Here is a 23,911-nt window from a genome sequence, read left to right on the forward strand (position 1 = left end):
GCCGCATAAACGGGGAGTCGGTGTGGCGCGCCGCGCGCGGAACCGGGACAAATATAGGTCAATGACACTCGTTCACGCAGTATGACCGAACGGAGTGGGACCGCCGGCTCGCCCGTCGAAGCTGCGAGCGGCGCGGCCGCGGAGCCCGCTCCGGTCGACGCCGCGCGGGAGTTCCTCCGGGCCGTCCGAACGGACGGCGACGTCGACGCGGCCCGACGACGGCTCGACGCGCTGCCGCCGGCCGCGCTGGACGCCCTCGACGCCGCGGAGCAGCTGGCGTTCTGGATCAACGTCTACAACGCCGCCACCGGGGACGCCCTCCTCGACGACCCGACGCGGCTGTCGAACCGGCGCCGCTTCTTCGCCGCGTCCGTCGTCTCCGTCGCCGGCGCCGACCTGAGCCTCGACGAGATCGAACACGGAATCTTACGCCGCTCGAAGTGGAAGTACGGGCTGGGATACCTGCCGGACCCGTTCCCCTCGGCGTTCGTCCGCCGGCACCGCGTCGCCGATCCCGACCCGCGGATCCACTTCGCGGTCAACTGCGGCGCCACCGCCTGTCCGGCCGTCTTCGCCTACGACCCGGCGACCGTCGACGAGGCGCTCGACCACGCCGCCGAGACGTACCTGCGAGGCGAGACGGTCGTCGCGGACGGCACCGCCCGCGTCCCGCGGCTCATGCTGTGGTACCGCGGGGACTTCGGCGGGAGGAGCGGGATCCGAGAGCGGCTCCGGCGGTACGGGGTGATCGACGCGGACGCGACGCCCGAGATCCGCTACCGCGAGTACGACTGGACGCCGTCGCTGGAGCCGTTCCGCGGCGGAGAGTGACTCTCGCTCGCTCGCGGCCGCCGGGGCCGTTGGGGCGGGCTTTTTGACCTCCCCCGCCGACGACCCGGGTATGACCGATCTCGACATCGACCTCGTCCTCGTGCCCGTCGACGGCAGCGAGGAGTCTCACGAGGCGGTCGATTACGCCATCGCACTCGCGGCGGAGTACGACGCGAGCGTCCACGCGCTGTACGTCCTCGACGAGGAGGTCGTCCGCGCCATCGACCACGGCGTGGTCGACGAGAGCGACGTGGCCGACGACTCCGAGGCGTTCACCGACTCCGTCGCCCGCCGCGCGGAGACGGCCGGGGTCCCCCACAGCAACTCGATCGCCTACGGCTTCTCCACGTCGGTGAAGACCGTCCACCCGGGAAGCGTCGTCCTCGACACCGCGGAGGAGTTGGAATCGGACTTCATCGTGGTCCCGCGCGAGCCGGTCTCCGGCGACCCCGGCGAGGTGCTGGGGAAGGCGGCGGAATATGTCCTCCTGTACGCGAGCCAGCCCGTGCTGTCCGTCTGATGGTCGGCGGCCTCCTCCCGGCCGGCACGACCCTGCCGCCCCTCCCGCACCTCCTCGCCGTCCTGCTCGCGACCGGCGGGGTCGTCGCCGCGCTTCGCCGCCGCCGCCCCGCCGTCACCGGTCGCCGGGTGCTCGCGCTCGCGCCGTGGATGGCGCTCGGCTCCGCCGCGCACGTCCTCTACGTCGTCGACGCGCTCCCGCCCCTGATCGCGCCGCTTGCGGGCTCGCCGACCGTCTACCTCACCGTCGGGTCGCTGGCGGGCGCGGCGTGGCTCGCCGCCGACGCTGCCCGTCCCGAACGGGTCGGGGGCACGCTCGCGACCACCGGCGTCGCCCTCCTCGTCCCCGTCGTCGCGGCCGCGGTCGGGGCCGGACTCTCCCCCGTCGGCGCGCGCTGGTCGGCCGTCGCGCTCGGGCTCACCGTTCCGATCGCCGGGGGCGCTTGGCTCGGGTTGACCCGCTTCCGGCCGGAGGTCGCGGTCACCGGCGGCGTCGGCGCGCTCGCCGTGTTCGGGCACGCGCTCGACGGCGTCTCGACCGCGGTCGGGACGACGCAGCTCGGCTTCGGCGAGCGCACGCCGGTGTCGCGGATCCTCTTAGAGATCGGCGGACTGCCCTCGCTTCCGGTGATCGGCGACGGGTGGCTGTTCCTCCTCGTGAAGCTCGCGGTCGCGAGCGCCGTGGTCTGGCTGTTCGCCGCATACGTCCGGGAGACTCCGGGAGAGGGCTACCTCCTCCTCGGGTTCGTCGCCGCGATGGGGCTCGGCCCCGCGGCGCACAACCTGCTGTTGTTCTCCGTCGCCGCCTGACCGGGGGCTGCGGGTCGTAACGCCTCACCATACGGCGAGCGCGAACACGACCGCGACGCTCGCCAGCATGACGGCTTGGACGAACGCGCTGGCGAGGACGCCGACGGCCGCGTACGCCGCCTGCCGGGCGGCCGCCTCGGGGTCGTCACCGTTCCCGTAGAGGGCGACGACGAAGACGGTCCCGGCCAGCCCGACGACGAGTCCGATCGGTCCCAGCGGGATCAGCAACGCGATGCCGACCAGCGTCCCGGCAACGACGGTCCGGGTCGACGCGCCGCCGAGCCGCCCGGAGACCATGCCGGACAGCAGGTCGACGGCGGAGGCGAGCAGCGAGACGGCGACGAGCGCGACCAGGACGGCGAGCCCCGGCTCGGCGAAGCCGGTGGTGTACGCGTAAGCGAGGACGGTCAGCGCCGCGAGGACGCCGCTGGGCACGAACGGAGCGAAGGCGCTGGCCGTCCAGACGACGAGCAGCGCGATCGCCAGTCCGGCCGCGGGAGAGACCATACGAGGCAGACGCGTCGCGCGTTCAAAAACGCGTCTACCGTCGCACCGTCTCGGGTCCCGTCACTTCGGGACGTACACGAGGGGTTCGTACCGGTGGGCGGCGTACGGCTCGGCGTCGTCGGCCAGCGAGAACACGCTCTGCGGCCACGTCCCCAACACCTCGTGGATGCGTTCGTACGAAAGCAAGTTCTCGCCCGCGAGAACGAGTCCGAACCGATCGGTGAAGCGCTCGGGGTCCCACACGGCGTCCTCGCCGAGGTGTTCGTGCGGCGCTTCCGCGATCCGGTTGTAATGGGCCCGCGCGAGCCGGTTGTGGTAGTTGAAGACGAGACACCCACCGGGTTCCACCGCGCCGTAGAGGCGTTCTATCGCCCGTGCGATGTCCGCCACGTAACACAGCGTGAACAGACAGGAGACCACGTCGAACCGGCGGTCAGGGTCGAACTCCGGAAGGACCGCCCGCTCGAAGGCGACCTCGCGGTCAGCTTCGCGTGCGCGTTCGCGGTTCGCCGCGAGGACCGCCTCGGCGGCGTCGTACCCGACGACGGTCGTGTCCGGGTAGCGCTCCGCGACCTCGAACGCGAGGTCGCCGGGCCCGCATCCGACATCGGCGTGCGCGTCCGGGCCGTCGCGGAAATTGGCGTCCAGAAACTCGACGAACGGCTCCGCGACGAGGTCCGCGCTCGGCCCCGTGTCCTCGCGCACCGCCTCATCGGCTCCGTCCCAGTACTCGCCCCAGTCGATAGTCCCCGCGTATTGGGTCTCGGTCATCGTTTCGTGGAAGTGACATTTTGGCGTTCCCTGACCTTTCTGTCGGTTGTTTCGGCCTCAGTCCGAGAATAGAAAAGGAATCGACGAGCAAAAAACTTACCAAAGATATTTACTTTACCGTTTGCTTACTATTTCGAGACGGAGAGAATTATATTTTGGGGTCCCGTAGCCGCGTTCCGTCGGACTCGTCCGTAGAACCCGTCGAAACCACTGTCCGACCACGCGTCGACGCCCGTTCGAACGAGGGCGACCCTCTCCGAACAGTTACAGCCCGCTCGGGCAGTGTTCTGACCCGATCCGCGTGGCCCGCAGAAGTGTGCGTAAACCCGTCTGACGCCGTCGATGCCGGTCCGGTTCGACGCCGTCAGTCCTCTTCCTCGACGACTTCCGGGTCCTCGATGGCCGACTGGAGGGAGTCGAGCCCGTTGACCCACTCGGAGACGAGGCCGTACTCCAAGTCCTCGACGAGTTCGATGTCGAGCGTCTCGCCGTCGATGACGCGCGTCCCGGCCTGAACGACGTAGCCGAGCGCGGCGTCGAGGTCGTCGCCCTCCTCGGCCTCGGCGGCCGCGCGGACGAACTCACTCACGTCGCCGTCGACGACGCCGCCGACGAGATACTCCTCGGCCGCGTAGAAGACGGGGACGAGCGAGGTCTGGACGCCGTCGATCAGCATCACCTTGTCCTCGTCGTCGAACTCGACGTCAGCGAGGACGATGTCGCGGATGTCGCGGACCTCCTCGACGGCGCGGTCCTCGTCGATGCGGTCCTCGTCGAACGCGGCCAGCACCTTCACCACGGCGATCGCGGCGTCGTCCTGAAGGTTCAGGAGGAGCCGCGCGGAGTCCTCGTTCTCGGGGTCGATCTCCTCTTCGGCCAGCCTGTCGAGCCAGTTCTGCCAGCGTTCGTCGGTATAGAACGTTTCAACGGCGTCGTCGTCGGTCATGTCCCGTACGTCGCCCGGCCAACTCAAATGCCTTTCCTATCGATCGCCGCCCGAGAGACCGTCTCACTCGCGTGAATCCTCGGATTCAGGACTCGCGTTCCAGCGTCGCTTCGGTGTCGATCCCGTACACGGCCCGGGGAGTCTCGACGTGCGCCCGGCGGACCGCCTCGTCGTGTCCCGCCTCCAGCAGCCAGCGCACCCGGCGCGGGACGGTCTTCGGCCCGAGGACCATGCCCGGACGGTCCGGGTCGTCGACGAAGTCGGTCTCCATCAGGAACGGCTCGCCCGCCTCGGCCGCGCGCTCCAGGCGATCCTTGTCGCTCATCACGCTCGGCGTGACGCCGGCGAGTTCGCCCGCTGCGTAGTGTTTGACGACGCGTGACGGGTCCACCCCCGACTCCTCGGCGACTGCGGCGAGGTCGGTCAGGTCCTCCGTGGCCTCGGTGTGGAGCTGGACCGCGCAGTCGACCTCCGCGCCGAGTTCGAACGCCCGCCGCGTGACCGCGTTCGACGCCTCCCAGACCGCGTCGCTCACGTCGTAGTGTGGGCGGCCGGACTTCAACGCGAGCGCGTCGCCCTCCGCGACGTACTCGCTCGCGACCTCCAGCCCGCCCCGCATGAGGTCGCGGGCCACCTCGGGGGAGAAGTCGCGCTCGTCGACGAGCCGGCTGATCAGCCCGGGGTGGACGCCGAGGACGGGCCACGCGCGCCCTGGTAAGACCTCCGTCGCGGCCGCGACCGTCTCCAGCGTCTCCTCGAAGACGGCCCGGAAGTCGTCCGGCTCGTCCGGCTCGACGCCCAGCAGCCACGAGGGCTTGTTCACCACGAGCAGGTGGGTGCCGCCGAGCCGGACGAACTCCTCGACGGCCTCGATCCCGCGGCCGTGTCGGGGGTCGAGGTGGAGGTGGTCGTCCAACACCGGCGTGCCGAGGTCCTCGCTCATGGGCGACCGTTCGGCCGCGCGCGATTAGAAGGATCGGTCCGCGGCGATCGGGGGCACGGGGACCGAGAGGGCGACGGACTCGCCGCGCCCGCTCAGTCAGCGCGGTTCGCCGCGAACTTCCCGTCGGGCCGGGGGACGGTCACGGCGGGGAGCTCGGCCTCGATGGCCTCGCGCCGCCCCTCGAACTCCCCGGGCAACACCAGCCGCTCGCCGAGCGCGTCGAGCGGCTCGTCGCTCGCGTAGCCGGGGTCGGCGGTGGCGAGCTCGAAGAGGACGCCCGCGAACTCCCGGAAGTAGACCGAGCGGAACCAGTGGCGGTCGATCTGCTGAGTTGGGCGCAGCCCCATCGACGCGACCGCGTCGCGCATCCCGGACTGGTCGGCGTCGGTCGGTGTCTGGAACGCGACGTGGTGGACCGTGCCGCGGCCGGAGCTCCCCTGTCGGTCCGTCTCGACGACGTCGACGTACTTCCCGACCGGGCCGCCAGCCGCGAAGCGAGTCCGCTCGTTCCCGGCCGCGTCGTCCGCCTCCGTCTCGGCCGCCGTCAGCCCCATCGTCCGGAGGAGCCGTTCGGTCCGCTCGGCGTCGCCGAGCCACAGCGTCACGGAGTGGAACCCGCGGATCGCGGCCGACTCGGGGACGAACGCGGTCCACGCCGTCGTCGGATCGTCGTCGGGAACCTCGACCGCGACCAGCTCGACGGGGAGCCCGTCGGGGTCGCGGAAGGGGAGGACCGCCTCGCCGAACCGCTCCTCGCGGGCGTCGTAGTCGACGCCGCGCTCGTCGAACCGGTCCTCCCAGTAGTCGAGGCTCCCCTCGGGCACCCGGAACGCGGTGCGCGAGACCTGACCGGCGCCGACCTCGCCCTCCGGGAGCTCCGTCCACGGGAAGAAGGTCATGCTGGTGCCGGGCGTCCCCTCCGCGTCGCCGTAGAAGAAGTGGTACGTCCCGGGGTCGTCCTGATTGATCGAGCGCTTCACGAGCCGGAGGCCGAGCGTCTCGGCCCAGAAGTCGAGGTTCCGCTGCGGGTCGCCGGCCACGCAGGTCACGTGGTGGATTCCGGGCGTCGGCGCGGGGCCGTCGCCGGTTTCGCCGTCTGTTGAGTCGGGTCCGTCGGTCATGTTACCCCGTAGGTCCCGGACCGACTTGAATCGGCGCGGACACGGATGTTACCGGGTCCCGGCGGCGGTGAGCCGGCGGGGCGACCGGTCACCGAGCCAGCGCCATCGCCCGCTCGATCCGCTCACTGAGCGCCTCGAGCCGGTCGCCCACGGCGCCGACCGCCGCCAACACCGGATACGTGACGTCGAGGTCCTGGTAGCAGTACCCCGGGAGGTCGAGGTCGCCGTCGAGCGCGAGCCGGCGCGTGTGCTCGGCGAGCACGCGCTGGCGGCGCGCGGCGATCCGGTCGCAGTCGTCGCGGAGCGCCGCGGTCCGGGTCCGGCAGGCGTCGAGCGCGCCGAACCCGGCCGCCGCGTCGTCCCCCTCGTCGCCGAGTTCATCGTCGATCGCCGCGATCTCGGACCGGATCGGGTCGAGGCGGGACGCCGCGCGATCGATCGACTCCAGCTCCGACTCCACGGCGTCGAGGAACGCCTCGCGCTCCTGGACCGTGGTCTCGGCGGCGCTCAGCACCGACCGCTTGTACTCCTCGCGGAAGCAGTCCGTCCGGGTGAGCGCGTACGCCAGCTCGGGGCCGAACTCCTCGGCGACGCTCCGCTCGTAGGTGTCGTCGTACTCCTCGGCGTAGTGCGGGACCGACATCACCGTGGCGCGATACGCGTCCCTGACCGTAACGAGCCGAGAGCCGGGGGCCGCGGCCGCGTCGCCGCGACCGCCCGCCCCGTCGCCGACCGCACTGCGCATCGCGTCGGCGACGCCGGCGAACCCGCCGGGCGCGGAGGCGTCCGCGGGACCGGTGCCCCCGCTCTCGCCCGGAATCGACGACACGCGGCTCCGGAACGCCCGGAACGCCTCGCGCTCGTCGACGACCCGGCGCCGCTCGACGCGGAGCGCGGCCCGCGCCGCCCGGATCGGATCGCTCCCCTCGTCCGCGTGAATCGCTGCCATGTGTCGCGGCACGGCGACACCTCCTGTAAACGCTTATATGAGACGTATCCGCCACACCGGACGGCTCCGGAGGGGTATATAGCTCTCGGGCCGGGGACAGCGACTTTCCCGCTCCGCCGCCGATCGGCGGTATGGAGAAGGTGGCCCTCGCCGAGGCGTTCGGCTCGTTCGAGGAGACGTGGTCCCCGCGGCTCGCGGGCGAACTCAACGGACAGGCGGTCAAGCTCGCGAAGGCGGACGGCGAGTTCATCTGGCACAGCCACGCGGACGCCGACGAGCTGTTCTTCGTTCACTCTGGGCGGCTCCGGATCGAGTTCCGCGAGGCGGACAATGTTGTGCTGGAGGAAGGCGAGCTCACGGTCGTCCCGCGCGGGACGGACCACCGCCCCGTCGCCGAGCCGGAGGCCGAGATCCTGCTGTTCGAACCCACCGAGACGCGCAACACGGGCGACGTCGAGACCGACGAGACCGTGACCGACGTGGAGCGGCTGGACTGAGTCACGAGACGACGGCGCGCGCGAGCGACCCGAACAGGGGGAGCGCCAGTCCCGCGCCGACCGTGAGGTAGACGACCGGACGCATCCCCGGCACCGCGGCGGCCGCGGAACCGAGACCGACCGCGAACGCCGCGAGCGCGACGATACCCGCACCGAGCGCGTACGCGACGCCCCGCCGGACCGTCGGCGCGACGAGCGACGCGAGCGCGCCGGCGGCGATCAGCCCGAGCCAGTGGACCGTCGCGAGCGCGACGCCGACTCCCAGCGCGGCGACGAGCGCGACCGCGTGAGAGCGCGGCTCCGTCCGGACGCGTCCGAGGAGGGGCAAGGAGTCGTCGGGGGCCGGCGCGTCGTTCGGGGACGGCGCGTCGCTCACTGCGACCCCTCCGTCGGGGGCTCGAACCGAACCGCCGGTTCGCCGCCCGCGCCGAGCGGCATCGGGCGCTGGTCGTTACCCAGCCAGCGCCGGAGCTGGTCGTCGTAGTGTTCCGAGAAGTAGTCCCCGGAGTTCCCGCCCGGGAGGACCGCGGTCGCGTCGGTCCCCGGGCGCACCACCATCCGCCAGCTCGACCCGACCGCGGACTCGACGCGGTAGTTCTTCACCGTCGCGGGCGAGCCGTCAGCGGACAGTTCGTCGTAGTTCAGGAACGCCGCCTCGCCGCCGAGGGGGTGGGTCATCGCCCGCGTGGTGTTGTAGTCGCCGTACGTCTCCCAACCCTCCTCGCCGATCTCGTCGAGCGCGTCGCGGAGGGCCGCGGCCGCGAGGTCGCCGCGCGAGCCCCCCTCGAACAGTGGGTCGTCGTCGGGGAGCCGCGCGAGCGTCCAGTCGCTCGGGTAGTAGGACTCGCCGAGGCCGCCGTCGGAGAAGGCGGGCTCGAAGACGCGCTCGCGGAACTTCGGCAGGTACCGGGCGAACAGCAGCGCGGCCCGGGAGTCCCGTCGCATTCGGTAGTTCCACTCGTCGAGGGCGTCAGCGGCGTCGACGAGCGGCGGATCGGGGTCGTCGCGGTCGCGGACCGCGGCGACCAGTTCGGGGACGAGTTCCGGGCCGCGCCCGTCGCGCACGTCGTTCTGGAGGGCGCGGTGGAAGTCGGGGTCGGTCGACCCCTCCCCCCCGTCGATCGTCCCCTCGAGACGGTCGGCGATCCGGGCGCCGCGGTACGGGGTCGCGTAGTCGACGCCGACGTAGTGGATCGGGTCGTCGATCGGGCGCTGGTTGGCGGTCGACAGCGCGTCGGGGTCGATCGCGTGCGGCTTCTCCGCGAAGGGGACGAACCCCTCCCACGACGACTCACCGAACGGCTCGAACCCCGCCCACTCCCCCTCGCCGGCGGAGCCGTCGAACACCCGGTCGCCGTCGACGACCTCGCCGTCGGTGCGGCGGATCGGGAGTTTCCCGGTCGCGAAGTAGAGCGTGCGGCCGTCGGCGTCGGCGTACACGAGGTTCTGCGTGGGGAGATCGAAGTTGCGCGTCGCGTCGAGCAGGTCGTCGATCCCCTCGCTGCGTCCGTACGCCTCGATGGCGACGGTGGTGCGCGTCGCGGTGTGGCCGGTCCACGCGACGCCGACCGTCTGATCCTCGCGTTCGATCAGGGGGCCGTGGACGGTTCGGCGCACCCGGACCTCCCGGTCCTCGCCCCCGGCGACCGGGATCGTCTCGCGCTCGTCGACTTCGAAGGGGCGCCACTCCCCGTCGTACTCGTAGCGGTCGCCCGCCTCGTCGATATCGTACCGGTAGCAGTCCAGCACGTCGGCGCCGAGGTTGGTGAACGACCACGTGCCGCGGTCGTTCGCGCCCGCGATGACGAACGGGACGCCCGAGAACGTCGCGCCCCGCACCGACCGCTCGGGGGTGTCGACCGACTGCTCGTACCACAGCGGGGGCGCCTGAAGCGAGAGGTGCGGGTCGTACGCGACGATCGGGCTCCCGCTCGCGGCGTGCTCTCCGGAGACGACCCAGCTGTTCGAGCCGACCCCCGTCGGCGACTCGAAGCCGGAGAGCCAGTCGGTCAGTTCGGGGTCGACGGGGTCGGCGCCGCCCCCAACGTTCGAGGTCGCCTCTAGGTTCGGCGCGCGCTCACCCGCCCCGCGAAGGCTCTCGGCGCCCCTCCCCTCGGAGAGCCGCGTCTCGGTCCCGTCGAGGATCGGGTCGTCGTGGTCGTACCGCGTCGGAAACAGCGTCTCGGCGCGCTCGGATCCGAGGCGGTCGGCGACGAGCGCGCGCCGTAGTTCGGCGAAGCTCCCCGTGAGCGTCCACGAGATCTGCTTTTCCATCAGCATCGAGTCGACGGGGGTCCACGGCTCGGGCTCGTAGCCGATCAGCTCGAACTCCAGCGGGAGCGGTAGGTCCTCAATCGCGGCGTTGACGCCGTCTGCGAACGCCTCGACGAGGGGCCCGGCGCGCGTCTCGGCGACCGCGTCCCACGTGGCCGCGGCGGCGTCGGCGAACCCCATCGCGACGTTGAACTCGTCGCTGTCGAGCGTCGCCTCCCCGATCACCTCCGAGAGCCGGCCGCGCATCACCCGCCGCTGGAGATCCATCGCGAACAGCCGGTCGAACGCCTGACAGTAGCCGACCGCGAAGTACGCCGCGGGCTCCTCGTCCGCCTCGATCTGCGGGACGCCGAACTCGTCGCGGGCGACCGTCGCCGCCCCGTGCGGGCTCTCGACGGTCTCCGGGAGGGACCGGTCGGCGGCGTCCCACGCCTCGCCCGACAGCGGGGCGAACGAGTCGAGGAGGTCGGCCGCGTCGCTCGCCGCCAGTCCGGCGCTGCCGGCCGCGAGGACGCTCGCGAGGACCGCGCGGCGCGTGGTGTCGCGTGTCACCTCACGACCGACGACCCGATTCCTCATTATAATTTGGATCGGATCGGGGTGGTTCACGTATCCGAGCGTGAGCAGTGGACGACGGCGAAGCCGTCAGTACGCGCGGACTCCAGTCTGCGCGCTCTCGGACACGCGAAAAAAAGCCGCGGCGGCGCTACTCCTCGGCGGCGGGCTCTTCGACTTCCTGTTCTTCGGCTTCCTCTTCCTCTTCGGAGCGGGCGGCCACGAGGGCCCCGCTGGCGACGCTGTACATCGGCTCGTCCGGCGAGTGGACGCCGCTGATGGAGAACGGGATGTTCGCGTCTTCGAGGTGGTCGGCGAACAGATCTTCGAAGCCGTTGGGGCTCGAGGTCCCGCCCGTGACGACGACCGGAACGTCGAGGCCCTCCTCGATGTCCTCCTCGTCGACCTCGCTGGTGATGTTCTCTATCACGTAGTCGAGCAGGTTCTCGTAGTAGATGGCGAGCGCCCCCTCGACGCCCCCCACGTCTGTCCGGAAGTCCAGCTCGAAGTCGTCCTCTTTGATGGAGGTCACCTTGTCGACCGGCGTCCCGGTCGCCTGCGCGGTCTGCTCGTCCACCCAGTCGCCGCCGCGGGCGATAGAGAACTTCATGACCGGAACCGCGTAGTACGCCAGACAGACGTTGGTCATCCCCGCGCCGAAGCTGATCCCCAGCCCGGTGAAGTTGTTGTCGGCCAGCTCGGAGTAGATGACCGCCATGCCCTCGTTGATCGGCTCCGGGTCGTACCCCATGTCGCCGAGCATCGACTCCAGCGTTTTCTCGTGATACAGCGTCGAGAGGTCCGAGTCGATGGGGTCGGCCGGACTGGAGTAGTAGAGCCGCTCGTTGTGCCGCGACGGCTCGCCGACGACCTGCTCCGTGATGAGCTTGATCATCGGGATCGCCGAGGACTCGTCGCTCGAGAGGATCCCGTGTTGCATCGGGCGACGGGTCTCTTGGTTGAAGATGTTCGCGAAGTTGAGCGCGTCGTCCCCGACGACGTACACCTGATCGTCTTTTCGGATGTGGAGGACTTCGCTCCGGGAGAGCATCTGCTCGGCCATGTCGCTGTACTCGATCTCGACGAACGAGTTCCGCTGTTGTACGAAGACGGTTTCTGCGCCTTCCTGACGCGCGGAGAGAATATTCATCGTGCCAACGTCAAGTCCCTTGGCCATACGCTAACCTCAAAGCGAATCCACATAAGTTTTCGTAGGAAGACAGGATGCTTAGAACAGCCCGCGGATCCGGTCGATGAGCCCCTCGCCGGTCGCATCGGTCTCCTCCTCCTCGCGCTGCTGTTCGCGGAGCTCCCGGAGCGCGGCCGCCTGGTCGTCGGTCCCCTCGCCGCTCGCGGTCTCGACATCCCCGCCCTGGAGGCCCTGTAGCTGTGAGACCGCGTCGGAGACGTTGCCGTCGCTGGTCCGGGTCTCGATCCCGGAGTCCGGCAGATTCTCGCTGTCGATGTCGTCGATGGCGCTCGTGTCGAGGTTCAGCCGTCGCGTCTCCGTGCGGCTGACGCCGCCCCAGGAGAGCTCCGCGTCGTCGAGCGCGCTGTCGATGTCGGACCGTACCTGCTCGTCGCTGACGGTCTCCGTCTCCTCCGCGTCCGCCTCGGTCGCCTCGGCCTCGCCCGTCTCGTCGACCGCGCGCTCGACCCGGTGGGCGACGAGGGCCGCGCCGGTCGCGGCGACCACGAGCGCGATACCGACGCTGTAGAGGGCGATGACCTGCGCGCTGTAGTCCGGCGGCACGGTCACGTTCCAGTCCTGCGGGTAGGCCCACACGAAGAGGCCGACCGCGACGAGGTCGATCACCGAGCCCGCGGCGGCGACGTACAGCATCCGCTTGTCGACCGGCAGCAGGACAACGATTCCGAGCAGCAGCGCCGGGAATCCGACCGCGCTGGCGACGCCGGCGACCTCGCGGATCGCGTACGAGGACGACGAGGCCGCCGGCAACGTCGCGCTGTAGAGGAACACCACGACGCTGACGGCACCCGCGACCAGTCCGACGAAGAAGAGGCCGAACCCGGCGTACACGTCGACGGTCCGGTCGGGGTCGCCGATGTATCGTCGGTAGTACCGGAGGAGTTGGTTCGAGTCGGTCGCCTCGCTCATACGGGAGCGTTCCGCCCCGACTGTAATCATTGTTCCCCCCGACCCTAGTCCTTAACAACTCCGCGACTGAGGTTCAACTGATCAACAGTGGAGCCGGACTGTCCACGGTGTGGCGACAGCCTGACCGCGTTCACGCTGGCGGGCGTCGAGGCGCTCGCGTGCGAGGCGTGCGGCTACGTCGGCGTCGAGGCCGATCACTCCGGCGATCGGACGGTCGTCGAGAGCTGGGACGACGCGCTCCGGCGGTTCCACGAGGAGTCCTGACCCATGCCATCGATCGACATCACCGACGACCAACGCGACCGCATCGCCGCGCTGCGCGAAGAGCTCACCGACGCGCACGCCGACAGATACACCTCGGTCACACTGCGCGACACCGTGGCCTACCTCCTCGACCTCGCCGACGCCGTCGACGACCCCGACCGCCGGGCGGCGGTCGATACCAACCGATCGGAGGCCGACGACGACGACGGCGGGTTTCCGCGGGAGCGGCTCGAAGCGCGGCTTCGCGAGCGTAATCGCCGCCACAGCGACGCAAACCCGGACGACCCGATGGACCTGTACAGCATCGCTGCGGAGTACGACGTCTCGGGCCGCAGCAGCATGACTAAGGGAGAGCTCGTGACGGCGATCCTCGACGTCGCCGAACGGCGCTACACGGCCCCGTTCGCGCCGGTCGACGTCGAGTTACCCGACGCCGACCACGACGGTGGCTCCGGAGCAGACACCGACTCCGCCGAGGGCGGTTCCGAAGCGGACCACGACGACGACGACGGTAGTTCCGAAGCGGACCACGACAACGCCGAGGACGGCGGCGACGAGAGCGATACCGCCGCCGAGTCCGACGCCGGCGACCAAGCCGGAGACGACGGTCAGCTCAACGCGATGTTGAGCCTGCTCGAAACGCACAGCGACAAGTGGGACTCGGCCGACGGCGACGCCCGCTACGAGGTCGAACTGCCGGACGGGAGCGTCGAGACCGCGCGCACCAAAGACGACGTTCGCGCGGCCCTGTTTAAACACTACTAACGATGGGGCTTCTTGACACACTCAGATCGTGGCTCGGCCTCGGCGGCGACGGCGACGGAGACGGGGACCCACACGCGAACGCCGAGGTCGATACCCCGGCCGCCGACGAGACCGACGGCTCGGCCGCCGACGAAACTGGCACCGAGGCCGCAGCGAAGCCGAAACTCGATCCGAGCGGCGTGACCGAAACCCGGGTCGAATCGACGGACAGCGCCGTCGACGCACTCAAGCAGGCTCGTAACGAAGGCGGCGACGACGACACCGGGGCGACTCCTGCCGACGGTCCGAGCGTCGGTGCCGATCCGTCGACCGAACGGCGTGACTCCGACGCGTCCGCGGACGACGACTCGTGACGCCACTCCCGCCTGTGAACACCGCGGCTTCCTGTACCGGGGAAGCAGTCGCTCACGCTACGCTGAGGCGGCTTCTAACCTTTATTAGTCCGACCCGCGTAGATACATGCGGTGTGTTCACGTGAAACTCGCATTGATCGGGGTCGGACAGGCAGGTGGGAAGGTAGTCGACGAGTTCCTGGCCTACGACGCACAGACGGGCGCAGACATCGTCCGGGGAGCGATCGCCGTCAACACGGCGAAGGCGGACCTCAACGGGATCGACCGCCTTCCGGAGGACCGCCGGATCCTGATCGGGCAATCGCGGGTCAAGGGCCACGGGGTGGGCGCGGACAACGAGCTGGGCGCGGAAGTGGCCGAGGAGGACATCGACGAGATCCAGGGGGCGCTCGACTCGGTGCCGGTCCACGAGATCGACGCGTTCCTCGTCGTTGCGGGGCTGGGCGGCGGGACGGGATCGGGTGGCGCACCCGTGATCGCGAAGAACCTCAAACGGATCTACACCGAACCCGTCTACGGGCTCGGCATCCTCCCCGGCAGCGACGAGGGCGGGATCTACACGCTGAACGCCGCCCGCTCGCTCAAGACGTTCGTCGACGAGGTGGACAACCTCATGCTGTTCGACAACGACGCGTGGCGCAGTTCGGGCGAGTCCGTCGGAGAAGGGTTCGACGCGATCAACAGGGAGTTGGTCCAGCGGTTCGGCGTGCTCTTCAGCGCCGGCGAAATCACCGAGGGGAGCGACGTCGCCGAGAGCGTGGTCGACTCCTCCGAGATCATCAACACGCTCAAGGGCGGCGGCATCTCGTCGCTGGGGTACGCCGACGTCGAGGTCGACGAACCGAAGCGGTCGGGGTTGCTCTCGCGGTTCGGCAACGATTCGAACGAGGGGATCGACAGCACGGAGGCCACCAATCGGATCACGAGCCTCGTCCGGAAGGCGACGCTCGGTCGGCTCACTCTGCCGTGTGAGGTGAGCGGGACGGAGCGGGCGCTGCTCGTCGTCGCCGGGCCGCCGGAGTATCTCAACCGGAAGGGCATCGAGCACGGTCGCAAGTGGCTCGAGGAACAGACCGGGTCGATGGAGGTCCGCGGCGGCGACTACCCGCGACGCGGCGAGGGAACCGTCGCGGGGCTCGTCCTGCTCGGCGGCGTGACGAACGTCCCGCGAGTGAAGGAGCTTCAGCAGGTCGCGGTCGAGGCGCAACAGAATCTGGGCGAGATCACCGACGAGAGCGAGGACCGCTTCACCGAGCTGATGGATAGCGACGGGGAGCTGGAGTCGCTGTTCTGACCGTCATCGCCTACTCGGAGCCGTCCTCCGAGGCGCCTCGGGCGGGGCCCGCTCCGGCACCGACGGCCCGAGAGCGTGAGACGCACGCGCGGCGGCGATCACGCGGACGCAGTCGGCGGAGTGCTCGATCCGTTCCACCGACCCGGGGCTCTCGCATGCGAGCGGCCCCGAAACGGAGTCGCTCGACGCTCGGTGCCGGGGGAGCGACCTCGTCACCGATCCTCGGTCGACGGCCGCCCGTCGGCGAGGATGTCGAACGACTCCTCGATGTCGCCGAGCACGAGCAGCGCGTAGTACCGGAGGTACGTCACGACGGGGACCTGTGAGAGCGTCCCGACGACGAGCAACGCGACGCCGAACAGCACCGCGAGCGGGACGAGGAGGGCGAGTCCGAGCGGCGACGTCACCGAGACGGTCGCGTGTACGATCGCGACCGCGACGAGGACGGGGACCAGGAGCGCGAACGCGACGAGCGCGACCGCGATCGAGACGACGACCCCGGTGGCGACCGTCAACAGGAACGCGACCGCGACGTACGCCAGGTACTGTTTCCACGCCGCCCTGACCGACGGCCAGAGGCGACGCCACGCCGCGACGACGCCCGAGTCCGACTGAATCATGAGCGGCACGACGAACGCGGTCGTGAACCCCGAGACCAACGCGTACCCGGCGCTGATGAGAGCCAGCACCGGGATCCCGACGAGGAACGCCGTGGCGGAGCGCGCGGGGTCGCGCCCGGTCAGGACGGGAACGGCGAGCAGTGCGACCCAGCCGCCGAACAGCGCGAGCATCGGGAGTCCGATCGCGACTCGGAACCCGAACAGGCGGATCCCCTGCCGCCAGCGTCGGCGCCAGTGGCGTCGGAGCGACACCTCGCCGGTGCGGAGCGACTCGATCAGCACGAACTCCATGACCGCTCCGACCAGGCCGAACAGCCCGAGGAGCAGGAGGCCGACGGCGACGACCGCGGCTGCGAGCGTCAGCAGCTCGACCGGGAGCCCGGAGGGAATTTCGCCGGGAGAAACCTCTCCCGTCGGAGCCGACGTGCTGAACTGTGTCGTCGGGAAGCTCACGCCACCGCCGACGAAGAACACGACGACCGCGAGCTTCAGCCAGCGGCGCACGGTGACGGGCGTCAGAAACGCTCGAGTGACACCGAGCGCTTCCTCGACGTTTTCGACTGCGTGGAGGGCCATGCGTCGAGGTACACGGATCGCGTAGTTAGCCCTTCTGGTGGCTTCCGTCGGGACTTACCTCGGCGCCTTCAGGTGCGGGAAACGTACATCCGTCGCCCGACCGTAGGAGATGCTGATGGAGGTCGCGCTGATCACGGTGGGTGACGAACTGCTCTCGGGCGACACGGTGAACACGAACGCCAACTGGCTCGCCGCCGAACTGAGCGAGCGCGGCGTCGCCGTGGCACGGATCCTCTCGATCCCCGACGACAGGGGAGAGATCGCCGACCGAGTCCGGGAGTACGCCGCGGACTTCGACGCCGTAATCGTCACCGGCGGCATCGGCAGCACCCCCGACGACGTGACGGTGGAGGCGGTCGCGGACGCGTTCGACCGCGAAATGGCCGTCACCGACCTCACGCGCGAGTCCGTCGAGCGCCGGCTTGCGGCGATCCGCGAGCGGGTCCCCGACCGCGAGTTCGACGTCGACGTCGAGGCCGAAGCGGCGGTCCCCGAGGGGAGCCGCCCGCTGGTGACCGACGCGGGGCTCGCGCCCGGCTGCGTGGTCGAGAACGTCTACGTCCTGCCCGGCATCCCGGACGAGCTGAAGGCGACCTTCGAGACGGTCGCCGACGAGTTCGCCGGGGACCGCCGCTCCCGGTTCCTGTACACCGTCGAACCGGAGTCGAACATCGTGCCCGCGCTGCGGGAGGCGATGGACCGGTTCGATGTCGCCGTCGGCTGTTACCCCGACCGCGAGGCGGACCACAACCGGCTGAAGGTGACCGCCACCGACGACGACGCGCTCTCGGCGGCCGCGGCGTGGCTGCTGTCGAACGTCGACGCGAGCGAGACGCCGGTGTCTCGCGACTGGTGACGCGGGCGACGCGGGCAACGCGGGCGAGACGACTCAGTCCGCGGGCTGTCCGCCGTCGACGGAGTCGGTCAGGCCTCTCGGTCGCCGCGATGTCCGCCACCATGACGCTCGCCGCCTCCTCGGCGAAGCGCAGCGCCGAGGCGCGGCCGATGCCCGAGCCCGCACCGGTGACCGGCGCCGTCTTCCCGCCGACTCCGCTCACGATTCGATGTCTCGGTCCCGCCGGCGCCTCAAATCCCTTCAGGAACAGGGACCGACAGCGTCGAGCGGTAACGGCCGACCATCGCCTCCGGTCGCCCGTCCGGACCGGTGGGTGACCAGCGAAAAGAGCGTATTGGCGCGAGCGACTCGGTGCCACGGCTGCTCCGCGACGTCTCAGCCGTCCGCGGCGGGCGTCTCGTCGGCGGGGCTGGCCGAGATCCGTCCGCTGCTGTGGACCGAGACGACACACTCCGAGAGAACGAACTTGACCACCCCGGTCGAGGGCGTCGCCTCCCCGTCGCCCTCGCCGAACAGTCGGCTGAGGGCCGCCGCGTGCGCGCGGTCGTACCGGGACGCGACCGTCGAGCGGGCCGTCCCGGTGGCGTTCGAGACGGCCTCGGTGACGGCCTCGTAGAGGGCCGACTCGTCCCAGTGAGCGAGCTGGCGGTCGTGCCACAGTTTCGTCGATTCGTCGGCGGATCGGGGGTTGCGGGTCATTGGTCGAACGCGGGCGTCGGTTCGCCCGTAACTTCTACTGAACGTTCGGTAAGTATCAACCTTTCGTCCGCGTTTGGCGTCGAAGGGGACGACTCCCCGTCGGTGTTCGGAAGCCGCCTCTAGCGCCGTATGACGGGATTTCTGGCAGGTAGACGACTTCGAGACCGCGGAAAGCGCTCTCGGCACACACCCAGAGACGCGGACGAAGCACTTTTACCTACCGAACGTTCAGTATTTGGTATGGCACGCGTTTCACTCCGAAAGAATCCGCTGCTCGCCGCCCTGTTGGGGACGTTGGCCACCGGGCTCGGCCACCTGTACCTCCGGCGTTGGGTCCGCGCCCTCGGGTGGCTCTCGGCCAGCTTCGCCGCGACGGTCCTGTTCGTCCCCGAATCGACACTGTCCGCCGTGAGTTCGGGGACGCTCGTGGACCCGTTCTCGCTGCTCCCGCTCGTCCTCGTCACCGGTATCAGCGTCCTCGACGCGTACCTCGTCGCGAACGCCGAGCGTCGGTCCGACGACGCTCGGGCGAGCGATGCGGCGAGAGCGACGGAGGCGGACGAATCGCCGGCCTGTCCCGCCTGCGGGAAGCCTGTCGACCCGGACATCGCGTTCTGTCACTGGTGTACGACCGAGTTCGAAGCCCTCGACGACGCCGGCACCGGACGGGTCGACGAGCGGGGAGACGAGTGACGATGGCCGCCGACGCACCCGAGCGGGACTGGAGCGCCGCCGAAGCGGAGATCATGGAGGCGACCTACCGAGCGCTGCTCGAACACGGCTACGCCGGGCTGTCGATCTCGCGGATCGCCGCCGAACTCGGCAAGTCCAAGGCCGCCATCTACTACCACTACGACGCCAAAGACGAGCTCCTGGCAACGTTTCTCGAGTTCGCCGTCGACAGGTTCGAAGCGACCGTCGCGACCGAGACCGGCGACGAGCCGACGGCCGATCTCGAACACGTCATCGAGAAGCTCCTGCCGCTCCAACCGGACGAGGAGCAGCGCCAGCTCCAGGCCGTCTTGGTCGAGCTCCGGTCGCAGGCCGTGACGAACGAGGTGTTCCGCGAGCAGTTCACGCGGATCGACGACCGGTTAGCGGCCGCCATCCGGGACATCGTCGAGCGCGGCATCGACGAGGGGACGTTCCGCGACGTCGACCCGTCGCGGGTCGCGGAGCACGTCTTGGCGACTGTCAACGGCGCGATGTACGCCCGCGCGACGACCGATCGCGAGAGCGCCGCGGCGGCGACCCGGGTCTCGCTCGCCTCGTACATCGACTCCGAACTCCGGCGTCACCCGTGAGCGGAGCGGTGACACGACCGCGCGGAGACGCGTAGCTCTCCCCGCGACGACACGACAGCATCATGTACACTATCGCAGACCTCCCGATCGACAACCGACTCCGGACCGTCCAGTACGACCTCGAGCTCGAAACGGCCCTCCGCCGGATGTTCGAGAACGACTACACGCAGGTCGGCGTCGAACGCGACGGCGAGCTCGTCGGGATTGTCACCTACCGATCCGTCGTCCGGACGCTGCTCGCGTTCCACCAGCTGGACGTGGGCCACAAGACGCTGGACAAGATATCGGTCGGGGCGGCCGTCGAGGACGCGCACACGGTCAGCGAGGACGAGACCGTCCTCGCGGTGTTCGACGCGCTCGCGGAGCACACGTACATCGTCGTCGACGGGGGCGAGGCGTGGCAGATCCTGACCGACTACGACCTCCTGACGCGGCTGAAGCGGATGCTCGAACCGTTCCTGCTGATCGAGTCGATCGAGATGCGGCTTCGCGAGCTCCTCGCGCGGGCGTTCGGCGACGCGCTGTCAGACGAGCTGGCCGCGACGTTCGACGAGGACCACCCGCTGCCGACGCCGGCGTCAGTCGACCACTGTAGCTACGCGCACTACGCCCAGTTCATCTCCATCCACTGGGCGGAGTTCGAGCCGATCTTCGACGACCAGCAGGACGTGATCCGCGAGCTCGTGCTCGAAATCGGCGACATGCGGAACCGACTCTTTCACTTCCGGGTCGACGACCCGGAAGAGTTCGACCGCGACCTCCTCCGGTTCGGCCAGTCGTACTTCTCTTCCGTGTGAGTCTCGCCGAGCGCGGAGGCGCATGGTCTCCCAGCCCGGCTCAGTCGGGCTGAACCAACTCCATTCCCTCTCGGACGGCCTCGCGTCGACCGAGCAGCGTGACGTGGTCGCCGCGGTTTACCACCGTGTCCGCGCTCGGCACCGCGACCGACTCGCTGTCGCCGTCGCTGAGAACGGCGATGAGGCAGCCGTCGGGGAGCATCGGACCCACCTCGCGGACGGCCTTACCGATCAGTTCCTCGTTGGTGACCTCGATCTGTTGGACGTCGCCGGTCTCCCCGATGTCGGTCATCCAGTGGGCGAGGTCCGGCCGCTCGATCTGATTGTCGATGGCCCACGCGGCCGACATCGCGGCCGAGATCGTACTCACGCCTAGGTCTTCGAACGCGTCGACGTTGTCGGAGTTGTTCGCCTTCGCGAGGATCTTCTCGACGCCGAAGTTCGTCTTCGAGAGCTGCGCGACGAGCAGGTTCGTGTCGTCGTCTCCGGTGGCCGCGACCAGGATCTTGGCGTTCTCCGCGCCGGACTTGCGCAACACCTCCGTGTCCGTCCCGTCGCCGATTACGGCGGCGAAGCCGTCGTTGCGGAGCGATTCGACCGTCGCCTCATCTTCTTCGATGATGACGACGTTTTCGCCGCGGTCTTCGAGGCGCTCGGCGAGCGCGCGGCCCACCTGTCCGCCTCCGACGATGATGACTCTCATGGGTATCACGTTGAGGTACTGCGCGATGTACCGCGCCAGCCCGCCCTGGACGAGGGCGGTCACGAAGATGACGAGGAACACCGTCCCGATCAGCAGGTCCGCCTGCTGCGCCAGCGCGGGGTCGTTGAGCTCCGTGGCGGCCGCCCGAAGCTCGGTGGCGAACAGCGTCGCAACCGACGCGGGGATGATCCCGCGCGGCCCGATCGCGCTGATGAACAGCCGCTCGGAGAAGGTGAACCGGTCGCCGACGGTCGAGACGAACACGAGCAGCGGCCGGATCACCACCGCGACCACGACGACCACGCCGAGCCCCGCGAGCCCCACGTCGAATATCGCCGCGGGGGGGGAGCTGCGCGGCAAGCGCGATGAACACGAACGCCAGCACGAGCAGCGTGATGTCGCCCTTGAAGTCGGTTATCTCCTCCTTGTATGGGATGTCCACGTTCCCGAGCGCCAGTCCGGCGGTGGCGGCGGCGGCGACGCCGGCCTCGCTCGCCAGCTGGTTCGCCCCCGCGTACGCGGCGAGCGCGCCGGCGAGGGCGAGCAGCCGTGCGTTCCGCGGCGCGGCCCCGGGCGACAGGTCGACGTATCGGAGCAGGTAGTAGAGGATGCCCGCGACGATGAGGCCGACGAGCAGCCCCTCTCCGAGGCGGAGCGCGAACCCCTGAATCAGTCCCTCGCCCGCGACAGTCGGGTTCACCGTCTCGAAGAGCACGACCGCCGTGATCGCCGCCGTCACGTCGTTGACGATCCCCTCCGTCTCCAGGACGGCTGCGACCTGATCGCGGACGGGGACCACCTCGAGGATCGGGGAGATGACCGTCGGGCCGGTGGCGACGAGCAGCGCCCCGATCACGAACGAGAGCTCCCACGGGAGCCCTTCGAGGACTCGGACGGCCACCGCGGTCCCGACCAGTGCGATGCCGGCCCCGACCGTGACGAGTCGGACCGCCGCCCGGGGCGCCTGCCGAATGCGCTCGAACTCGAGGTGGAACGCCCCCTCGAAGACGATGATCGCGACCGCGAGCCCGACGATCGCCGGGAGCGAGTCGCCGAAGCTCTCGCTCGTCACGATCCCGAGCCCCGGTCGACCGATCGTCACTCCGACGAGCAGAAAGAAGATGATACTCGGGACGCGGAGCCGAGCGGCGAGGATCTGCGCGAGGACGCCGAGTCCGATGATGCCGGCGACGAGCGGGATCAGAAACTCCTGTGACACACTCGGTCCTCCGTGCCCTGACTCACTTTTTGCTGGATTATAAGTCAGTTGGTGCGTCCCTCGGCCGCCGACTCGGCGCCGATTCGCCGCCCGTTGCGCGACGACCTGCCCCCGGACGTTCCGTTCCGCTGGCGACGTGTGAGCCGCCGGTTCACCGTCCGATCCCTGTCGAACGCCAAGAGAGGGATTACGCCGTCTCCACGAGCCGGTCCGCTATCCGTTCGAGTTCGTCAGCCTCGCCGACGGCGTCGAGCCACCGATCGGGAAGCGTCGATGCGCCGAACCGCGCACCCGCGACCGCACCCGCGATCGCCCCGATCGTATCGGCGTCTCCGCCGCGATTGACCGCGGTCACGATTGCCTCCTCGGCGCTCTCGGCGGACAGCCCGTCGTGGAGTGCCGTCCGTAGCGAATGAACGACATAGCCCGACGTCTCTAGGTCGTCAAGCGAGTCTCCCCGAGCGAGCGGCCGAAGCGCCGTGACGAGTTCAGCGGGTGCGTCCGTACCCACGTAGTCGAGCGCATCCCGTAACGGCGCGTCCGCGTCGTCGAGGAGCCCAGCCACCGTGAGGTTCAGGATCCCGCACCCGTACGTACACCGCGGATCGGCGTGCGTGATCCGCGACGAATCCCGGCTCACCTCGACGAGTCGCTCTCGGTCCGCCGCGTACGGAACTGCGAGCGGCGCGCACCGCATCACGCTCCCGTTCCCGGCGTTCTGCCCCTCCGGGCTGTGTTCCCAGACGTGCCGGCCCGCCTCGTCCCACTCGCCGCCGTGCTTGAGTCGGCTCAACGACTTCATCGTCATCCGGCCGATGTCGAACGGGTCGCTGTCGTACCACGCGACGAACCGCTCCGCGATGTCCGCCGGATCGAACTCTCCCCGCTCGACGAGGCTCCGCGCGATACACAGCGCCTGCTCGGTGTCGTCCGTGATCGTCCCGGCGGGCTGGTTCCACGTTCCGTGGCCGACCATCTCGTCGAGTCGCCCGTGACCGGTACGGATCCCGGACGCGGACATGAACTCGACCGGCCGACCGAGCGCGTCTCCACAGGCGATCCCACAGAGGACACCGCGGGCCCGATCAACGTCCATACGTCACACGACACGAGCCCCCACGAAAAGTGTCGGGTGACGCGCACCGGCTCCGGCAGCTCTCGCTCTCGCAGTCGACGGTTCTGGTCGATCCGTCCGCCGTCGGCACCGACCCGGCCGTATTCGTTCGTGGGGACGCCGGTCCCGATCCGAACCCGGATCGAAATTCAAATATCCGAACACCTGTAACAAGATATGTTCAAATGACAGAGGAAAGCAGTTCTACCCGGGTTCCCAGTCAGCCGGTCGTCGTCCAGGAGGACACCCATCAGAACGAGGTCCCGGACAACATCGACTCGGAGCTGTACTCGGCGGACAGCCCGGACAACTCGTTCCACGAGTTCACGATCGAGCGCGGAGACGAACTCGTCGAGGCGCTCCGCGACAACGGCTACACGGTGGAGTTCAGAGAGTGAAAGCCTACGGATTCTCCGACGCACAGTGAATCTCCGCAGCGGACGACGCGTCACTCCGAACGAACTGCCGAGGGTGGCCGCTTCGCGTTCATCGATGCTGCGGTTGC

At 69.5% G+C, this 23,911-nt stretch carries 26 protein-coding genes and 2 pseudogenes; 13 read left to right on the plus strand and 15 right to left on the minus strand.

What is annotated here, in order from left to right; all coding sequences use genetic code 11:
• Positions 1-81: 81 nt before the first annotated feature.
• The 3 genes from EXE47_RS06345 to EXE47_RS06355 all read left to right on the plus strand — a co-directional run bounded on the left by EXE47_RS06345 (position 82) and on the right by EXE47_RS06355 (position 2,160).
• Entirely contained in the window at positions 82-831 is a 750-nt protein-coding gene (locus EXE47_RS06345; RefSeq protein ID WP_086216462.1) for a DUF547 domain-containing protein, read from the plus strand.
• Between the two features lie 70 nt (positions 832-901).
• Entirely contained in the window at positions 902-1,351 is a 450-nt protein-coding gene (locus EXE47_RS06350; protein ID WP_089308559.1) for a universal stress protein, read from the plus strand.
• Complete coding sequence (locus EXE47_RS06355; protein ID WP_049930986.1) at positions 1,351-2,160, plus strand: DUF63 family protein; 810 nt, start codon at positions 1,351-1,353, stop codon at positions 2,158-2,160. The genes EXE47_RS06350 and EXE47_RS06355 overlap by 1 nt, the downstream gene beginning before the upstream one ends.
• A gap of 24 nt (positions 2,161-2,184) precedes the next feature.
• On the opposite strand, the gene EXE47_RS06360 is transcribed toward EXE47_RS06355, so the two are convergent.
• The 6 genes from EXE47_RS06360 to EXE47_RS06385 all read right to left on the minus strand — a co-directional run bounded on the left by EXE47_RS06360 (position 2,185) and on the right by EXE47_RS06385 (position 7,397).
• Positions 2,185-2,667, minus strand: a complete 483-nt coding sequence (locus EXE47_RS06360) for a DUF456 domain-containing protein (RefSeq protein WP_049930989.1) — start codon at positions 2,665-2,667, stop codon at positions 2,185-2,187.
• A 60-nt stretch (positions 2,668-2,727) separates the two neighbouring features.
• A complete protein-coding gene (locus tag EXE47_RS06365; protein WP_089308558.1) occupies positions 2,728-3,438 on the minus strand; it encodes a trans-aconitate 2-methyltransferase in 711 nt (236 codons plus the stop codon).
• 364 nt (positions 3,439-3,802) lie between these two features.
• Positions 3,803-4,384, minus strand: coding sequence for a DUF2150 family protein (locus EXE47_RS06370; RefSeq protein WP_049930992.1), 582 nt, complete (start codon positions 4,382-4,384; stop codon positions 3,803-3,805).
• A gap of 85 nt (positions 4,385-4,469) precedes the next feature.
• Positions 4,470-5,327: a TatD family hydrolase gene (locus EXE47_RS06375; protein WP_137708099.1), complete on the minus strand. Its 858-nt coding sequence runs from the start codon at positions 5,325-5,327 to the stop codon at positions 4,470-4,472.
• A 92-nt stretch (positions 5,328-5,419) separates the two neighbouring features.
• Entirely contained in the window at positions 5,420-6,448 is a 1,029-nt protein-coding gene (locus tag EXE47_RS06380) for a VOC family protein (RefSeq protein WP_086216459.1), read from the minus strand.
• A gap of 88 nt (positions 6,449-6,536) precedes the next feature.
• Positions 6,537-7,397 carry a hypothetical protein gene (locus EXE47_RS06385; protein WP_089308557.1) on the minus strand — a complete coding sequence of 287 codons (861 nt, stop codon included), beginning with the start codon at positions 7,395-7,397 and terminating at the stop codon, positions 6,537-6,539.
• Positions 7,398-7,528: 131 nt separating this feature from the next.
• Between EXE47_RS06385 and EXE47_RS06390 the strand changes: the two genes are divergently transcribed.
• On the plus strand, positions 7,529-7,894 hold the full coding sequence (locus tag EXE47_RS06390) for a cupin domain-containing protein (RefSeq protein ID WP_089308556.1): 366 nt from the start codon (positions 7,529-7,531) through the stop codon (positions 7,892-7,894).
• Position 7,895: 1 nt separating this feature from the next.
• Here EXE47_RS06390 and EXE47_RS06395 read toward each other — a convergent pair whose 3' ends face one another.
• The 4 genes from EXE47_RS06395 to EXE47_RS06410 all read right to left on the minus strand — a co-directional run bounded on the left by EXE47_RS06395 (position 7,896) and on the right by EXE47_RS06410 (position 12,842).
• Positions 7,896-8,270: a hypothetical protein gene (locus tag EXE47_RS06395; RefSeq protein WP_394334820.1), complete on the minus strand. Its 375-nt coding sequence runs from the start codon at positions 8,268-8,270 to the stop codon at positions 7,896-7,898.
• Complete coding sequence (locus EXE47_RS06400) at positions 8,267-10,720, minus strand: penicillin acylase family protein (RefSeq protein ID WP_089308555.1); 2,454 nt, start codon at positions 10,718-10,720, stop codon at positions 8,267-8,269. The genes EXE47_RS06395 and EXE47_RS06400 overlap by 4 nt, the downstream gene beginning before the upstream one ends.
• A gap of 154 nt (positions 10,721-10,874) precedes the next feature.
• Positions 10,875-11,900, minus strand: coding sequence for a cell division protein FtsA (locus EXE47_RS06405; protein ID WP_049931005.1), 1,026 nt, complete (start codon positions 11,898-11,900; stop codon positions 10,875-10,877).
• A 51-nt stretch (positions 11,901-11,951) separates the two neighbouring features.
• The gene (locus EXE47_RS06410) at positions 11,952-12,842 is read right to left on the minus strand and encodes a permease (RefSeq protein ID WP_089308554.1); all 891 of its coding nucleotides are present in this window, start codon (positions 12,840-12,842) and stop codon (positions 11,952-11,954) included.
• An 87-nt stretch (positions 12,843-12,929) separates the two neighbouring features.
• Here EXE47_RS06410 and EXE47_RS06415 point away from each other — a divergent pair, with 87 nt between their 5' ends.
• The 4 genes from EXE47_RS06415 (at position 12,930) to EXE47_RS06430 (ending at position 15,518) form a co-directional block, all read left to right on the plus strand.
• Positions 12,930-13,106: a zf-TFIIB domain-containing protein gene (locus EXE47_RS06415; RefSeq protein WP_080508566.1), complete on the plus strand. Its 177-nt coding sequence runs from the start codon at positions 12,930-12,932 to the stop codon at positions 13,104-13,106.
• Positions 13,107-13,109: 3 nt separating this feature from the next.
• Positions 13,110-13,871, plus strand: coding sequence for a Rho termination factor N-terminal domain-containing protein (locus EXE47_RS06420; RefSeq protein WP_089308553.1), 762 nt, complete (start codon positions 13,110-13,112; stop codon positions 13,869-13,871).
• Between the two features lie 2 nt (positions 13,872-13,873).
• A complete protein-coding gene (locus EXE47_RS06425) occupies positions 13,874-14,224 on the plus strand; it encodes a hypothetical protein (RefSeq protein ID WP_089308552.1) in 351 nt (116 codons plus the stop codon).
• Between the two features lie 121 nt (positions 14,225-14,345).
• Positions 14,346-15,518: a tubulin/FtsZ family protein gene (locus tag EXE47_RS06430; protein ID WP_080508569.1), complete on the plus strand. Its 1,173-nt coding sequence runs from the start codon at positions 14,346-14,348 to the stop codon at positions 15,516-15,518.
• A gap of 212 nt (positions 15,519-15,730) precedes the next feature.
• On the opposite strand, the gene EXE47_RS06435 is transcribed toward EXE47_RS06430, so the two are convergent.
• Positions 15,731-16,714 (minus strand): hypothetical protein, encoded by a 984-nt coding sequence (locus EXE47_RS06435; protein WP_089308551.1) that lies wholly within the window; start codon positions 16,712-16,714, stop codon positions 15,731-15,733.
• Positions 16,715-16,829: 115 nt separating this feature from the next.
• Between EXE47_RS06435 and EXE47_RS06440 the strand changes: the two genes are divergently transcribed.
• Positions 16,830-17,570 carry a molybdopterin-binding protein gene (locus EXE47_RS06440; RefSeq protein WP_086216452.1) on the plus strand — a complete coding sequence of 247 codons (741 nt, stop codon included), beginning with the start codon at positions 16,830-16,832 and terminating at the stop codon, positions 17,568-17,570.
• Positions 17,571-17,652: 82 nt separating this feature from the next.
• Here EXE47_RS06440 and EXE47_RS18900 read toward each other — a convergent pair.
• Both EXE47_RS18900 and EXE47_RS06445 read right to left on the minus strand, forming a co-directional pair.
• A pseudogene (locus EXE47_RS18900) lies at positions 17,653-17,772 on the minus strand (short chain dehydrogenase); the annotation flags it as partial.
• Between the two features lie 173 nt (positions 17,773-17,945).
• Positions 17,946-18,269, minus strand: a complete 324-nt coding sequence (locus EXE47_RS06445) for a HalOD1 output domain-containing protein (protein WP_086219264.1) — start codon at positions 18,267-18,269, stop codon at positions 17,946-17,948.
• Between the two features lie 240 nt (positions 18,270-18,509).
• Here EXE47_RS06445 and EXE47_RS06450 point away from each other — a divergent pair, with 240 nt between their 5' ends.
• From EXE47_RS06450 to EXE47_RS06460, 3 genes are all read left to right on the plus strand, one after another.
• Entirely contained in the window at positions 18,510-18,962 is a 453-nt protein-coding gene (locus EXE47_RS06450; protein ID WP_089308550.1) for a zinc ribbon domain-containing protein, read from the plus strand.
• Positions 18,963-18,964: 2 nt separating this feature from the next.
• Positions 18,965-19,573, plus strand: coding sequence for a TetR/AcrR family transcriptional regulator (locus EXE47_RS06455; RefSeq protein ID WP_086216449.1), 609 nt, complete (start codon positions 18,965-18,967; stop codon positions 19,571-19,573).
• 62 nt (positions 19,574-19,635) lie between these two features.
• Positions 19,636-20,370 carry a CBS domain-containing protein gene (locus EXE47_RS06460; protein WP_086219267.1) on the plus strand — a complete coding sequence of 245 codons (735 nt, stop codon included), beginning with the start codon at positions 19,636-19,638 and terminating at the stop codon, positions 20,368-20,370.
• A 40-nt stretch (positions 20,371-20,410) separates the two neighbouring features.
• Here the strand turns inward: EXE47_RS06460 and EXE47_RS06465 are convergent.
• Together EXE47_RS06465 and EXE47_RS06470 are read right to left on the minus strand one after the other, a co-directional pair.
• Positions 20,411-22,292 (minus strand): annotated as a pseudogene (locus tag EXE47_RS06465) (cation:proton antiporter).
• A 187-nt stretch (positions 22,293-22,479) separates the two neighbouring features.
• On the minus strand, positions 22,480-23,388 hold the full coding sequence (locus EXE47_RS06470) for an ADP-ribosylglycohydrolase family protein (RefSeq protein WP_049931026.1): 909 nt from the start codon (positions 23,386-23,388) through the stop codon (positions 22,480-22,482).
• A 203-nt stretch (positions 23,389-23,591) separates the two neighbouring features.
• On the opposite strand from EXE47_RS06470, the gene EXE47_RS06475 reads away from it, so the two are divergent.
• Complete coding sequence (locus EXE47_RS06475; RefSeq protein ID WP_049931028.1) at positions 23,592-23,804, plus strand: hypothetical protein; 213 nt, start codon at positions 23,592-23,594, stop codon at positions 23,802-23,804.
• Positions 23,805-23,911: the final 107 nt, after the last annotated feature.

The sequence above is a fragment of the Halorubrum sp. GN12_10-3_MGM genome (assembly GCF_005435235.1).
GTDB lineage: Archaea > Halobacteriota > Halobacteria > Halobacteriales > Haloferacaceae > Halorubrum > Halorubrum ezzemoulense.